The sequence below is a fragment of the Arthrobacter sp. FW306-04-A genome (assembly GCF_044358315.1).
GTDB lineage: Bacteria > Actinomycetota > Actinomycetes > Actinomycetales > Micrococcaceae > Arthrobacter.
On the sequence record NZ_CP084559.1, the window covers coordinates 30,385 to 45,053 of the forward strand.

11 protein-coding genes and 1 tRNA gene are annotated in these 14,669 nt (G+C 64.1%); 5 read left to right on the forward strand and 7 right to left on the reverse strand.

Annotation, left to right across the window (positions count from 1 at the left end):
• Window positions 1-3: 3 nt before the first annotated feature.
• Genes LFT43_RS00165 through LFT43_RS00190 form a run of 6 tightly spaced genes read right to left on the reverse strand, consistent with a single transcriptional unit; the run spans window position 4 to window position 7,625 of the window.
• Entirely contained in the window at window positions 4-1,809 is a 1,806-nt protein-coding gene (locus LFT43_RS00165; RefSeq protein ID WP_395800114.1) for a protein kinase, read from the reverse strand.
• Window positions 1,806-3,263, reverse strand: coding sequence for a penicillin-binding transpeptidase domain-containing protein (locus tag LFT43_RS00170; RefSeq protein ID WP_395800116.1), 1,458 nt, complete (start codon window positions 3,261-3,263; stop codon window positions 1,806-1,808). Before LFT43_RS00170 ends, LFT43_RS00165 begins: the two co-directional genes overlap by 4 nt.
• On the reverse strand, window positions 3,260-4,627 hold the full coding sequence (locus LFT43_RS00175; RefSeq protein WP_395800118.1) for an FtsW/RodA/SpoVE family cell cycle protein: 1,368 nt from the start codon (window positions 4,625-4,627) through the stop codon (window positions 3,260-3,262). Before LFT43_RS00175 ends, LFT43_RS00170 begins: the two co-directional genes overlap by 4 nt.
• A complete protein-coding gene (locus LFT43_RS00180) occupies window positions 4,624-6,390 on the reverse strand; it encodes a PP2C family protein-serine/threonine phosphatase (protein WP_395800120.1) in 1,767 nt (588 codons plus the stop codon). The genes LFT43_RS00175 and LFT43_RS00180 overlap by 4 nt, the downstream gene beginning before the upstream one ends.
• Before the next feature lie 3 nt (window positions 6,391-6,393).
• Window positions 6,394-6,876 carry an FHA domain-containing protein gene (locus tag LFT43_RS00185; RefSeq protein WP_265978293.1) on the reverse strand — a complete coding sequence of 161 codons (483 nt, stop codon included), beginning with the start codon at window positions 6,874-6,876 and terminating at the stop codon, window positions 6,394-6,396.
• Between the two features lie 5 nt (window positions 6,877-6,881).
• Window positions 6,882-7,625 carry an FhaA domain-containing protein gene (locus LFT43_RS00190; protein ID WP_395800122.1) on the reverse strand — a complete coding sequence of 248 codons (744 nt, stop codon included), beginning with the start codon at window positions 7,623-7,625 and terminating at the stop codon, window positions 6,882-6,884.
• 362 nt (window positions 7,626-7,987) lie between these two features.
• On the opposite strand from LFT43_RS00190, the gene LFT43_RS00195 reads away from it, so the two are divergent.
• Window positions 7,988-8,070, forward strand: a tRNA-Leu gene (locus LFT43_RS00195).
• A 76-nt stretch (window positions 8,071-8,146) separates the two neighbouring features.
• On the opposite strand, the gene LFT43_RS00200 is transcribed toward LFT43_RS00195, so the two are convergent.
• Window positions 8,147-8,821, reverse strand: coding sequence for a TetR/AcrR family transcriptional regulator (locus tag LFT43_RS00200; protein WP_395800124.1), 675 nt, complete (start codon window positions 8,819-8,821; stop codon window positions 8,147-8,149).
• Between the two features lie 139 nt (window positions 8,822-8,960).
• On the opposite strand from LFT43_RS00200, the gene LFT43_RS00205 reads away from it, so the two are divergent.
• The 4 genes from LFT43_RS00205 to LFT43_RS00220 all read left to right on the forward strand — a co-directional run bounded on the left by LFT43_RS00205 (window position 8,961) and on the right by LFT43_RS00220 (window position 14,628).
• Window positions 8,961-10,352: a flavin monoamine oxidase family protein gene (locus tag LFT43_RS00205; protein ID WP_395800126.1), complete on the forward strand. Its 1,392-nt coding sequence runs from the start codon at window positions 8,961-8,963 to the stop codon at window positions 10,350-10,352.
• Between the two features lie 153 nt (window positions 10,353-10,505).
• Window positions 10,506-11,264, forward strand: coding sequence for a LamB/YcsF family protein (locus tag LFT43_RS00210; RefSeq protein ID WP_395800128.1), 759 nt, complete (start codon window positions 10,506-10,508; stop codon window positions 11,262-11,264).
• Window positions 11,261-12,892 carry a 5-oxoprolinase/urea amidolyase family protein gene (locus tag LFT43_RS00215; RefSeq protein ID WP_395800130.1) on the forward strand — a complete coding sequence of 544 codons (1,632 nt, stop codon included), beginning with the start codon at window positions 11,261-11,263 and terminating at the stop codon, window positions 12,890-12,892. Before LFT43_RS00210 ends, LFT43_RS00215 begins: the two co-directional genes overlap by 4 nt.
• Window positions 12,889-14,628: an acetyl/propionyl/methylcrotonyl-CoA carboxylase subunit alpha gene (locus LFT43_RS00220; RefSeq protein WP_395800132.1), complete on the forward strand. Its 1,740-nt coding sequence runs from the start codon at window positions 12,889-12,891 to the stop codon at window positions 14,626-14,628. The genes LFT43_RS00215 and LFT43_RS00220 overlap by 4 nt, the downstream gene beginning before the upstream one ends.
• Window positions 14,629-14,669: the final 41 nt, after the last annotated feature.

Consider the following 14,669-nt stretch of genomic DNA (forward strand, 5'->3'; position numbering starts at 1 on the left):
GTCCTACGGGGTCTTAGGAGAAGGAGACGAAGACGCGGTGGACTTGGACAGGTGGTAGGTAACTACGGATCCGGAAGGCACTTTCTGTCCGCCGGCGGGATCGGAGCTGACAAACGTTCCAGGGGCTTGGCCGGTTGCTCCATCAACAGGGGTACCCGCGACCCACCGTAGGCCGGCACCTTCGATGGCAGCCTGCACTTGTGCCTCGGTGGCGCCCTTGCCAATGGTCGGAACCGAAACCATCTGCGGACCCTTGGAGTAATTGACGGTGATGGTGGTCCCCTTGGGCTGGGGGCCTGACGGGTTGATGTCGATGACCGTGCCCGGCGTCGAGGGATCGAAGACCTGGACTCCGTTGACGCCCATGCCGAGCGCGCTCAGGTCTGCACGGACCTTGTCATACGGTTGGCCCTTGTATGCTTCCGGGATCAGGTTGACAGTCTCCACAGTGGGTGTGGTGGGCGTCGGGGTGGCCGACGTCTCCGTGGCGCTCGGACTCGCCGAGCTTGGCGGCGCGCTCGAGGTTTGGACCGGAGAGTTCGAGGTGGCCGGGGCCGGATTCCTTGGCGAGAACAGCCCCGACTGGGACAGGATCACACCAACCAGGGCGAAGAGCAGGAGCACGATCAACGCGACGAGGGGCCAGGTCCACGGGCTGCGCTTCTTGCGCTGGGGCCCCTCCTCGTATGTTTCTTCTTCCGTGAGGTAGTGGTCGTGCGCGTCAGCTTCCTCCAAGCTGCGTTCGGCGGCCAGGGCATTAGCGCGGGAGAGCGCATTTCCACCCTCGGCCGCAGCCCCTGCGGCGGCGGCCCCCGCTGCTGCGGCGCCGATCACCGGAAGGGCCGACGTCGACGTCGAACGCGTTTCCTTACCGTACGGCGAGGCGACAATGCCCGTGGGGGCGGTGGCGAGGTTAGTCGGCGCGGTGATGGGGCCCGTGGCGGATTCGAACAGCAACATTCCAGGCACGGCGGCGTGTGCAGCGGAAATGTCGCCTGCGCGGATAGCCTCTGCGGCCTCGGCCAGCTTGATCGCGTCTGCGGGACGGTTCTTCGGATCCTTGGCGAGCATCGACATCAGCAGGGCCCGTACCGGGGTAGGGAGGCTCTCAGGCAGGGGCGGCGGAGCGTCGTTGACCTGGGCCAGCGCAATGGCGATCTGAGATTCACCGGAGAACGGACGATGCCCTGTGAGGGCTTCGTAACCGATAACCCCGAGGGAATATATGTCCGAGGACCCCGTTGCCGTCTGTCCCGTGGCTTGTTCCGGGGCCAGGTACTGGGCAGTTCCCATGACTTGGCCGGTCTGCGTGAGGGGGACTTGGTCGGCGAGGCGCGCAATGCCGAAGTCGGTAACCTTGACGCGGAAATCCGGCGTGATCAGGAGATTGCCCGGCTTGATATCCCGGTGGACCAGGCCTTGTGCGTGCGCAGGGGCCAGCGCACGGGCGGTCTGGGAAATGATGGACAGCGTGCGGTCCGGCGAGAGGACCTGCTCGCGTTCCAGGATGCTGCTCAACGGCTGTCCCGGTACGAGCTCCATGACCAGATAGGCGGATCCGTCTTCTTCGCCATAGTCGAAGACGTTGGCGATCCCCACGTGGTTAAGCAATGCCGTGTGGCGGGCCTCGGCGCGGAAACGCTGGAGGAACCCGGGGTCACCCGTATATTCCTCTTTGAGTACCTTGATCGCGACGATCCGGCCAAGGATCTGGTCCTTGGCCCTCCAGACCTCTCCCATGCCGCCAATCGCAATGCGACTGGTCAGCTGGAACCTGCCGCCGAGGGTGATTCCTGACGTAGGTCTCACTTATTCAACACCGCCTCAAAAATCTTCTTCGCGTTCGGACTGGTTAGCTTTGCGCCGGTAGACACGTCAACACCTTGCATGACAATGGTGACGGCCACTTGCGGGTCATTGGCCGGAGCAAACCCGGTAAACCATGAGTTGTTCAGGCCCGTGTCTCCCAACTGCGCGGTGCCGGTCTTGCCGGCCACCTGGACTCCGGGAACTGCAGCGCCACTTGCGATGCCCTTGGATACGACGTCGGTCATCCACGATGTGATCTGGCCGGCGATCTCGGGCGTGGTGGAGGTGCGCAAGGTCTCGGCTTTCGGTTCACTGATGACGCGGAGGTCGGGGGCGCGCACCGTTTTAATGAGGCTCGGCTTCATCTGGACTCCATGATTGGCAATTGCTGCGGTCATCAGCGCGATCTGCAGCGGAGTGGCCCTGACGTCACGCTGCCCGACGGCGGACTGGGCAAGCTGCGCCTGGTCCAGGTCCTTGGGGAAGACGCTGACAGCGGACTGGAGCTTGAGGAGGTCCCCAAAATCCTGCCCGAAGCCAAACTTGCCGGCCTGGTCCGCAATGGCCTTCTGCCCCAAGTCCAAGGCGATGCTGGCGAACGGAGTGTTGCAGGACTGCTCCAAGGCGAAGGCGAAATCGGCCGTGTTGCGGGTTGAGCAGTTGCCGCCGGCATAGTTGGGCAATGATGCATTGGAACCGGGCAAGGGCAAGCTGTCAGGGTTCGGCAGCACGCTGTCCTTGTTGTACTTTCCGGAGTTCAAGGCAGCCGCGGTATCGACGAGCTTGAACACCGAACCGGGCGCCAGCAGCGCACCCGTGGGTCCGCTCACGGATTGGTTCAGGTTGATCCCGGGAACCTGGTTGAGTTGCTCGTAACTTGCCTTTTCCTTCGCAGAATCATGCGTGGCGATCAGGTTGGGATCGTAGGACGGCTTGGAGACCATGGCAATGATGGCGCCCGTCTTCGGATTGGTGACCACGATCGAGCCACGCTGGCCGTCAGGAATGAGGTCGTAGGCGAGCTTCTGGATCGCCGGATCGATGGTCAATTCCACCGAGGCACCCTTCGGCTGGCTGCCGAGGAAAATCTGGCTGACGCGGTCCAGGAAAAGTTGATCGGAGCTGCCGGCCAGTTCATCGCGGAGCTGCTGCTCAAGTCCGGTGGATCCATAAGTCCTGGAGAAGTATCCCGTGATGCCAGCGTAAAGCTCCGGCTGCGCGTAACTGCGCTGGTACTTGCAGGTTTCGTCACCGGCAACGGATTCGGCGATGGGCTTGCCGCCCACGATGATGGCGCCGCGGTCGTTGCAGTAGTTCGCCAGGACGGCACGCTGGTTCCACGGATTGTCATTGAGGTCGCCAGCGCCGATGACCTGGACATAGCTGATGGCGCCGAAGAGGAGGGCGAACATGGCAACGGCTGCCATCCACGAGTTGCGTATGGAATGGTTCATGGGGTCTTCACCGCCTCTGTGGGGGCATGGGTAATGGGCGTTGTGTCCACCGGGCCTCGCGCGGTGTGGGAAATCATGAGCAGCAGGCCCACGATGATCCAGTTGGCAAGCAAGGAGGAACCGCCTGCCGCAAGGAACGGCGTGGTGAGCCCCGTGAGCGGGATCAGCCGCGTGACGCCGCCGATCACCACGAAGCACTGAGTCGCGATGGCAAAGGACAGGCCGCAAGCGAGGAGCTTGCCGAACGCGTCCCGCGCGCCGAGGGCTGCGCGGAAACCGCGGGTGAAGAGGAGCATGTAGAGCATCACCACGGCGAAGAGACCGATCAGTCCTAGTTCCTCACCGACGAGCGCGATGATCATGTCGCTGTTGGCGAAGGGCACAAGATCCGGCCTGCCTTGTCCGAGCCCCGTGCCTACAAGGCCGCCGTCGGCCATGCCGAAGAGGCCTTGGACGATCTGTCCGCTACCGCCCGGGGACCGGTCGAAGACTTCCGGGGTGAACGCGTTCCACCAGCTGTCCAAGCGGAATGCGACGTGTGCGAAGAACTTCGATGCCAGGAATCCGCCGCCCAGGATCAGTACGAGGCCGATGACCACCCAGCTGATGCGGCTTGTTGCCACGTAGATCATGACGATGAACAAGCCGAAGAAGAGGACCGAGGTGCCGAGGTCCCGCTGGAAGACCAGGATGCCGATGCTCACGAGCCACGCCGTGATCATTGGGCCAAGGTCCTTGAAACGGGGCAGTTGCATCGGGCCGATCTTGCGGCCGGCCAGCAGGATGAGATCCCGATTGGAGGAAAGGTAGCCCGCGAAGAATATGGCCAGCGTGATCTTGGCGATCTCGCCGGGCTGGAAAGTCATGGGACCCAGCCGGATCCAGACGCTGGCGCCCAGCACGTCGCCGGCGGAGATGCCGGGAACGAGGGGCAACACCAGGAGAATCGCGCTGGCCGCCAGCGCGATAAAGGTGAAACGACGAAGGAGCCGGTGGTCCTTGAGGAGCCAGATCACGGCGATTGACACCGCCATGGCCAGGAGGGTCCAGCGAAGCTGGTTGTTGCCGGTGTCCTCTCCGGGCTGGTCCATGCGATGGATAAGGGCCAGCCCCAAGCCGTTGAGCGCAACCACGATCGGAAGCATGATCGGATCGGCATATTTTGCGCGGAACCTGAGGACCATGTGGAAAGCGAATGCGGCCACTACCAGAAGACTCGACTGGAACCAGAAATCGCTGTCGAAAGCGGCCGCGCTGTTGAGCCCGACCATGGCGCTTGCACTGATTCCCACGGCTAGGGAACCGATCAAGAGGACGAGCTCCACATTGCGGCGCGGTCTGGGTGTGGTTAGGGCCTGAATCATGGGGACACCGCGCACGAAGGGACCGGCGTGGACGTGGGTGACGATGTCGGCGCGTTCGAAGGGCTTGGGCTTGCCGTGGTGGCGGGGCCCGCCGTGGCGGTGGGGCTCGCCGTCGGCCTGGGCGTGCCTGTAGGGCAATTGGCTGGCAGACCGGTAGTGCCCGTATCTTGCAGGTTTTTTACAATCTGCTGGGCATCAGCGAGATCGCGTGCCGGAACGGTCTGGCGGATGCTCTGTCGCGAGTATTCCGGCAATGAGTCAACGCGGATCTCTGTAACGGCCTGCACTTTCGAGAGCTGGAGTGGGCCAAGGCTTTGCGAAATGCCATTGAAGATCGCCACCCGGTGGTCGAATTCACCGACGTAATACCGCGTCTGGGTCCACGCATAACCGAGCCACAGCCCCGCGACCACAAAAATGGCCAAGACAGCGGCGATGGCAGGCGTCAACCAGCGCCGCTTCCGGGCGACAAACGGTTGTACCTCCGGGCGGTCCTGTTCGGCCTTGTGCGTCAGTACCGTGGCAGCGCGGCGCGCAACGCTGCGTCCAGCCACAGTAGGGATCGAACCGGTTTCGGCCGCCGTAGCGGCAGCGCCCACCAATTCGTGGGGCCTGCTTGAGAGTTCTTCACGGAGGATCTCCGCCGACAGGTGTTCGCCCAAATGGGGGTCTGTCGCCGTCGGAGGTTCAGTCGGAGGTTCAGTTGCCCCTGCGGGTTTGGCGGGACCCGCGGCGGGGGAAGCTCCGGCGTCGAGAGTTCCTTCCCTCGGCTTGGCCGCCGGTGTGACCGTCGGCGAGGCCTGGCTGGACGCAGGTTTAGTGGCTGAGGGGCCTTTGGCAGGCGCTTTCGAGTCGCCGTCGCGTGTGGTCTCCTTGCTCTGACCGGCCTTCGGCGCGTCTGCGATTGGCGCGGCCGGGTTGGGTGCGGCCGCTGTTCCCGGGGTGACCGTTCCGGGGGTGACGACCTCGACGGCGGCCGTGCTGAGGTCGTCGGCCGCCCCTTCCACGATTTCCAGGAGCACCACCGTGACGTTGTCCGGAGCCCCGTTGGCCAGTGTGAGCTCAATGAGGAGCTCGGCGCAATCGGCGAGGTCCTTGGTTTCCCGAACCACCTGTTCCACGACTGCCCCTTGGACATAGTTCAGGCCGTCGGAGCATAGGAGCCAGCGTTCGCCGGGTTCGACGTCGAGCACGTCCAGGTCCAGTTCGGGGCTCGCATCCACGTCGCCCAGAACGCGCATGAGGACGTTCTTGTGCGGGTGGGTTTCAGCTTCCTCCGGGCGCAGCCGGCCTTCGTCGATCAGCCTTTGGACGAAAGTGTGGTCCACGCTGATTTGCTCGAATTTGCCATTGCGTAAGCGGTAGGCGCGGGAATCGCCGATGTGCGCGAAGTGCAGCCGCCTCCCTTCGAGGAGAAGGGCTGTGACAGTGGTGCCCATGCCTGCGAGCTTCGGGTCTACATGGACAAGCTCCGAGAGTAGGGAATTGGCGGTCTGGATTTCGTCCGCCAACACCGTTTCGGCGCCGTCCGGATAGGAATCGTGATCAAGGTGGATCATGTCCAGCACCGTGGATGCCGAGGCGACGTCGCCGCCCGCATGCCCGCCCATGCCATCCGCAACGACAGCAAGATGGCGGCCGACATAGGCGGAGTCGTCGTTCTTCGAGCGGACACGCCCGACGTCGGACCGCGCCGCGTAGCGCATGATCATGGAGCGTTCCGGAGGCAGAGACTTGCCCTCGGAAGTCTGGGGGGAAGCCATGGGCTACGCCCTCAATTCGATGACCGTCTTGCCGATCCTCACGGGGACGCCAAGCTCCACCGGCAGGGCGCGGGTCAATTGTTGGTCGGCGAGGTAGGTGCCGTTGGTAGAGCCGAGATCTTCGATGAACCATCGGCTGCCTTGGGGGAAAAGGCGCGCATGCCGCCCCGAGGCGTAGTCATCCTCAAGGACCAGTGTGGCCTCTTGCGCCCGGCCCAGCAGGATGGGGCTCGCGGCCAAAGGAACCGTGGTTCCCTTGAGCGGACCCTCGACCACGACGAGCTGACGAGCATGCTGCTTCACAGGCTGGGGCGGCGCAGGGGCGAGTTCGGGATGCTTTCGCACCTCGCGCGCGGTCGGCGTTCCCATGGCTGCTTTGCGGCCGATCACGAGATCTCGACGCATGGTCGAGACGATGCTGAAGATCAGCACCCACAGCAGCAGCAGGAAGCCGAAACGGAGTGCGGTGATGGTCAGTTCGCTGATGTCGCTCACGGGCGCCCACCAGCGGGCAGGGAAAGAAGTCTGAAGATGATCTTGGTCCGTCCCATGGTGATGGTGGATCCGTCAGTGAGTTCCACGCTGCCGTCCACCTTGTGGCCGTTGACGTAGCTTCCGTTGGTGGAACCGAGGTCGACAGCGCGTATGACTCCGGCCGCCGTCTGGATTTCCAAGTGCCTTCGCGAGACACCGGTATCGTCCACCAGGATGTCGGCCTCGGATGACCTACCCAGCACTACGGACGGTGCGTTGAGGGAATAGCGTTGTCCGCCAATGTCCAGGACAGGCTGGGGCCTTGTGGGTTCGCGGCTCGGCGCTGCGGGGACATTGGGCCGCGGAGCAGCGGGCGCGGCGGACCCGCTGGATTTCTCAGTGCTGGAGGTGATTTCGAAGTGGCCCTCGCGCTGGGCTTCGTCGTGAAGGAAGGAAATCCGTACCGGCCCCTGGAGGACATAACCCTGGCTGCGCACGTGCTGTATCACGACGTCGCACAATTCTTCGGCCAGGGGAGTTCCCCACTCTTGGGCGCGACCGAAGTCTTCATTGCTCAAGAGGACCTCGAAGACGTTGGGGGCCAACGTACGGCCAGCGGCGATCGTGATGGACTTGTTGTCCAGTTCACGGCGCAGTTTGCTGGCGATCTCCACCGGCTCCACACGCGCACGCGATCCGGTGGAGAAGACGCCGCGGACGGCCTTTTCGATGCCGCGTTCAACCCTGTCAAGCAGACCCATGGTCCTTCTCCTTCCGTTTCGTTGCCCTGCAGTATAAGTAGTCAGGACGAATCGCTGCAGTTGCCGGAGCGCACGCAAAGACCCTGTCCTCAATCCCGATACTACTGGGCAAGACTGTGAATGGCCTTATTTCACAACGCCCGGAAGGCCGGAAAAGTTCGCTTGCACACCCCGTTTCGGTTCGCTTTCCGCCTGATTTCCGCGTCCCGTGAGGACCTGACAATCCGCGGATTTGCAGGGTTTTTACGGTCCCATCGTTGGTCGATTGGTGTTTTCAAGTGATTGTCCGTTATGCTTGATCTCGCTGCTTTCGCAGGGGTGAGGCCGGGGAAACCTGGTACGGCCCGGGCGGAAGAAGTTGCGCGCGAGTGGCGGAACGGCAGACGCGCTGGCTTCAGGTGCCAGTATCCGAAAGGGTGTGGGGGTTCAAATCCCCCCTCGCGCACGCAATTTTAAAGGAACCCCGGTCTTTGGACCGGGGTTCCTTTGTTTAAACTGATGGACTGCTCCCGCTAAGCCCGCTAAGCCCGCAGCGCCCCGAGCCCGGCGATCAGCGCATCCAAGCCCATGCTGAACGCGAGGTCCGAAGGATAGTTGTTCCGCTCGGGGCCCAAGCTGCGGACCGCCGACGTGAAGTGCGGGGTAGAGTTCGCCAGCCGGCCGGAATCGAAAATGTCCGCCGGAGCGTTCGCGTCGAAAGCAGCTCCAAAAATGTAGGCCTCAAGTGCCACGATGCACGGGATGATCTGCTTTTCCGGGAAGCCCGCCTGCAGGAATCCCTCGGTCACGGCTTCATACATGGCGAGGGTCTGTGGGGCGTCTGTCACCGGAAGAACAGCGATCACCGAGATAAGCGGGGTGTGCCTTGCGAAAATACCGCGGTAGGAATAGGCCCATTGCCGTACGGCATCCTCCCAGGGCAGCGTGCTGAAACCGCCGAAGTCCACCTTGGACATCAGATCCTCTTCCACCAGCTTGAGGACCTCGTCCTTGGAGGACACGTGGTTGTAGAGGGCCGACGGCGCCACACCAAGGGAGCGGGCGAGTGCGGCCATGGTGAGGCCGTCGTAGCCCTTCTTGCTGATCAGTTCAAGCGCCGCAGCGGTAATTCCATCCTGGTTCAGGACCGACGCCATCGGCCGGCCCGCCCTGCGGCGCGCTTTGGTCTCGCCGGGCGCGGGTGTGGGTGCGGGCATCGCTGACCTTTCTGAAGGGTTGTCATCAGCATTATTCCACTGGGGTCTTCACAGCCGTGGGCAATCCAGCTACAGTTGAGATAAATGAACGTCATTCATTTATTGGTCAGCCAACGGGGGCGGCCACAGAAAGGACATCATGTTGAATCTTGATCGCGACGTCGTAATTGTCGGCGCCGGTCCGTCGGGGTTGACGGCCGCACGCGAATTGAAGAAAGCCGGACTCAGCGTTGCGGTGCTTGAAGCCCGTGACCGCGTCGGTGGCCGTACGTGGACTGACACCATTGACGGGGCCATGCTGGAAATCGGTGGACAATGGGTGTCCCCGGACCAGACCGCCCTCATGGGTCTCTTGGACGAGTTCGGCCTGAAGACGTACTCCCGCTACCGTGCCGGCGAATCCGTGTACTTGGCACCGGATGGCAGCCGCACCCGCTACACCGGGGCTTCCTTCCCGGTCAGCGAGACCACTGCGGCCGAAATGGACAATCTCACCGCCATCCTGGACAGCCTCGCCGCAGAGATTGGCGCCGAGGAGCCCTGGGCGCACCCCAAGGCCCGCGAACTGGACACCATTTCCTTTCACCACTGGCTGCGCCAGAACTCGACGGACGAGGAAGCCTGCAACAACATCGGCCTCTTCATCGCCGGCGGAATGCTCACCAAGCCGGCCCACGCTTTCTCGGCGCTGCAGGCTGTGCTGATGGCAGCCTCGGCAGGTTCCTTCTCCAACCTCACTGACGAAGACTTCATCCTGGACAAGCGCGTTATCGGCGGCATGCAGCAGGTCTCCCTGCTGATCGCCGCGGAACTGGGTGACGACGTCGTACTTAACAGCCCGGTCCGCACCATCAATTGGGAGCCGGCCGGCGAAGGCCACCGCGTCAGTGTTGAGTCCGAGCACGCAACCGTCAACGCGCGATTCGTCATCATGGCGGTCCCGCCGAACCTCTATTCGCGCGTGTCCTTCAACCCACCGCTGCCGCGCCGCCAGCACCAAATGCACCAGCACCAGTCCCTCGGTTTGGTCATCAAGGTCCACGCCGTGTACAGCACGCCGTTCTGGCGCGAAGACGGCCTGTCGGGCACGGGATTTGGCGCTGGCGCCCTGGTCCAGGAGGTCTACGACAACACCAACCACGGAGACACCCGTGGCACCCTGGTGGGCTTCATCTCGGACGAAAAGGCAGATGCCGTCTTCGAACTCAGCGCCGAAGACCGCAAGAAGGCCGTCCTTGAGTCCATCGCCGGCTTCCTGGGCGAGAAGGCCCTGGACGCCGAGGTTTACTACGAATCCGATTGGGGTTCCGAGGAATGGACCCGCGGAGCCTACGCGGCCAGTTACGATCTGGGTGGTCTGCACCGGTATGGCAAGGACCAGCACGCCAACGTTGGACCTATCTACTGGTCCTCCTCCGATTTGGCTGCGGAGGGCTACCAGCACGTGGACGGCGCAGTCCGTATGGGCCAGGCAACGGCCGCCCGGATTGTCACCGCCAACAACCGCGTCGCCGCGGTGCCAGTCTCCTAAGTAATTCACAGGTGAGGTCTCGGCTCTTTCGTTCGTTGAAAGGGTCGAGACCTCACGTCCGAAATTCCGTCCCGATCCCAACGGCAAGATTGTTGAACAATCTTGCCGTTTCAGGCATGATGGTGGGGTATTCAACCTGAGACGGGGATCACAATGCCTTTTATCGACCTCAACAGCGACGTCGGAGAATCCTTCGGCAACTGGATCATGGGCGACGACGCCGCCGTCTTCCGTTACGTGTCCAGCGCCAATGTGGCCTGTGGATTCCACGCCGGAGATCCCAGCACCATCGCCAGTACCTGCCGCGAGGCCGTTGCCGCCGGAGTGACCATCGGCGCACACGTAGGCTACCGGGACCTCGCAGGATTCGGCCGACGCTTCCTGGACTGCTCCGCCACGGAACTGGCCGACGACGTTCTCTACCAACTCGGCGCGCTCCAGGCCCTGGCCCACGCGGCCGGCTCCGGGATCAAATACGTCAAGCCGCACGGCGCCCTCTACAACGCGATCGTCCACCACGAGGTTCACGCACAGGCAGTGGTCGACGCCGTCCATGCCTTCAGTCCCGGACTTCCACTCCTTCTCCTGCCGGGTTCGGTTGCCCTCGCCAAAGCCGAAGCGAAAGGCCTCCGTGCCATAGCCGAGGCGTTCGCCGACCGCGCCTACAGTCCTGACGGCACCCTCGTTTCCCGCCGCGAACAAGGTGCCGTGCTGCACGACCACGCTGCCATCACCAAGAACATGGTCCGTCTTGCAACGGAGGGCAAGATCGTGGCCCGCGACGGTTCCGTGCTGGACGTCGACGCCGAAAGCATCTGCGTCCACGGAGACACTCCCGGCGCCGTAGCCATGGCAGCCGCCGTCCGCAGCGGGCTCGAAGCTGCCGGCGTCACCGTTCGGAGCTTCGCTTGAGCCTCACAGGAATACGCTGGGCAGGTCCGCGCGCCCTGCTGGTGGAACTCTCCGACCTCGCCTCCGTGCTGGCGTTTCATTCCCGACTGCTTGCCGAGCCGCTGCCCGGCCAGCTTGACGCGATCGCAGCGGCAGCGACCGTACTGCTCAAGTTCGGCACGCACGCCGAGGCACTCGCGGCGCGCACCGCCGTCGGGCATGTTGACCTGCACGAGGTGCCGCAAAACAGTCCCCGCGAGGTCACCATTGAGGTGGTGTACGACGGCGAGGACCTCGCTGAGGTGGGGATGCTCACCGGCCTGGGGGCGGACGGCGTCGTGGCCGCCCACACCGGGCAACTCTGGACCGCCGCGTTCGGCGGATTCGCCCCGGGATTCGCGTATCTGCTCGGCGAGAACCACAGCCTCGACGTTCCCCGCCGTAGCTCGCCCCGCATCGCTGTTCCAGCTGGTTCCGTAGCGCTCGGCGGAACGTTCTCCGCCGTCTACCCCCGGCAGTCCCCGGGCGGGTGGCAATTGATCGGGCGTACGACGGCGGCGCTTTGGGACCTCGAGCGGGAGTCGCCTGCGCTTGTCCGCCCGGGAGATAGGGTCCGGCATGTGGCGGTCCGCGAGGCCGTTGCGCTGATTCCAGCACTCCCTGTGGCCCGCGAAGTCATTGGCCCCGCCCTGGTGGTTGGATCACCTGGTCTGCAATCCCTGATCCAGGACCTCGGCCGCCCCGGCCTGGGGGATCTGGGAGTGTCCGCCGCGGGTGCCGTGGACCAGCAATCGGCCCGCCAGGCCAACCGTTTGGTAGGCAACAAACCCGGTGCCGCTGTGATCGAAAACGTGCTGGGCGGACTCTCCGTCCAGGCCGACGGGGACCACGTGCTCTCTGTTTCCGGAGCCGTTGCGCCCCTGGAAATCCGCGATGAATCGGGCGCACCGGTACGCAGGGCCACCATGTGCAATCCGTTCGCCCTGCTGGACGGCGAAACCCTTAGCCTGGGCGCGCCCACGCTCGGAGCTCGCAGCTACCTTGCTGTCCGTGGCGGGATCGATGTGCAGCCGGTTCTCGGCAGCCGCTCGAGCGACTCGATGTCAGGAATCGGACCCGCACCGCTGTCTGCCGGGATGCGCCTGCCCGTGGGGAAAGCGCCCCTGTTCCAGATGGTCGGCGCTCCCGAGGAATCCACGCTGCGGCTGGGAACGGTCTTTACCGAACTACGCATCACCTTGGGCCCGCGGGACGATTGGTTTGATTCCCGTGCCCTGGAGTCGCTCACCGGGCAGGACTGGATCACCACCGAGCAGTCCAACAGGATCGGAGTGCGCCTCGCGCCCGGCGGCAGCCGTGCCCTCGAACGCAACTGTGACCCGGAACGCGGCGCCGGCGAACTCCCCAGCGAGGGCGCCATCGCCGGTGCACTCCAAGTGCCGCCCAGCGGACATCCCGTCCTCTTCCTGGCCGACCACCCGGTGACGGGCGGCTATCCGGTGATTGCCGTCGTCGTACCCGAAGACGTTCCGACGGCGGCCCAATTGCCGCCCGGTCACAGCATTCGGTTCACGATCGTGGACCCCGCAACCCTTGAACCCCTTGAACTTGCCGCTACCGGCGTCGTCCCCGAAGGAACCCAGCCATGAAAAAGGTCCTGATCGCCAACCGCGGCGAGATCGCCGTACGGATTGCCCGCGCCTGCTCCGACGAGGGTTTGCAATCCGTTGCCGTGTACTCCGACCCCGACGCCGATGCCCTCCACGTGACGTTTGCCGACGAGGCCTACGCGTTGGGCGGATCCACCGGCGCCGAGACCTACTTGGACATCGCCAAGCTGATCGACGTCGCCCGCCGCGCCGGTGCCGACGCGGTCCATCCCGGATACGGCTTTCTGTCCGAGAACGCCGATTTTGCGCAGGCCGTGATCGACGCCGGACTCACATGGATCGGCCCTGCGCCGCAGTCGATCAGGGAGCTAGGCAACAAGGTGACGGCCCGCGAGATCGCCGTCCGCGCCGGGGCTCCGCTTGTCCCGGGCACCGATGGGCCCGTGGCCAACGCGGCTGAGGTCCTTGCTTTTGCCTTGGAATACGGCATGCCCGTGGCCATCAAGGCGGCTTTCGGCGGAGGCGGACGGGGGCTCAAGATTGCGCGACGCCTGGAAGACATCGAGGACGCCTTTGAATCGGCCGTCCGCGAATCCAAGGTGGCGTTCGGACGCGACGAATGCTTTGTGGAGCGCTTCCTGGACCAGCCAAGGCACGTCGAAGCCCAGGTCTTGGCCGATATGCACGGCAACGTTGTGGTCCTCGGTACCCGCGACTGCTCCCTGCAGCGCCGCAACCAGAAGCTCGTGGAAGAAGCCCCCGCGCCGTTCTTGAGCCCTGAACAGCGCACCCTCATCCACGAATCGGCCAAAGCCATTTGCCGCGAGGCCGGATACTACGGCGCAGGAACCGTCGAATACCTCGTGGCCGTGGACGGCACCATCTCGTTCCTGGAGGTTAATACGCGCCTTCAGGTCGAACATCCTGTCACCGAGGAGACGTCCGGCGTGGACCTGGTCCGCGAGCAGTTTCGGATCGCCGCAGGCGGCGTGCTCTCCCTGACGGAGGACCCTGAGCCGAGGGGCCACGCCTTCGAATTCCGCCTCAACGCCGAGGATCCTGCGCGAGGCTTCCTGCCTAGCCCCGGCACCGTGGACGTGTTCGAAGCGCCCACGGGGCCAGGCATCCGCGTGGACTCCGGCGTTCGATCCGGCTCGGTGGTTCCTGCAGAATATGATTCCCTCCTGGCCAAGCTGATTGTCCGCGGCGAAGACCGTCAGCAGGCCCTGCGCCGCGCCCGGGCTGCCCTGGACGAGATGCAGATCAAGGGACTGCCCACCGTGCTGCCCTTCCACCGGGCAGTGGTCCGCAACGAAGCCTTCACCTCGGAAGACAAGCTCGGCGTCCACACCACGTGGATCGAGACGGAGTTCGCCGAAGCGCTGGCTGCGTCTCCCGAGATCGCACGGGTGACTCCGGGTTCCGAACGCCTCACGTTCACAGTGGAACTCGACGGCAAGGCGGTCCAGCTTGGCCTCCCCGTCCGCCTATTTGAAGCGCTGATGAATGGTGGCGGCGCTTCAGTCGCTGCGGCTGCGGCTGCGGCTCCGGATGTGGCCGACGACGCCGGGCTGGCCTCGCCGATGTCCGGCTCGCTGGTGAAGTGGCTGGTTGAGGACGGTGCGGCCGTGGAAGCTGGTCAACCCGTGGCCGTATTGGAGGCCATGAAGATGGAAACCACCGTCCCAGCCCACCGTTCCGGCACCGTGGCGCGAGGTCCACAAGAGCCGGGCACCGCCGTCGGGCGCGGAGAGGTGCTCGCGAGCATCGGCTGAGGAGGCGGCACATTCTGCCGGATCATTCGCGGCGTCACGGA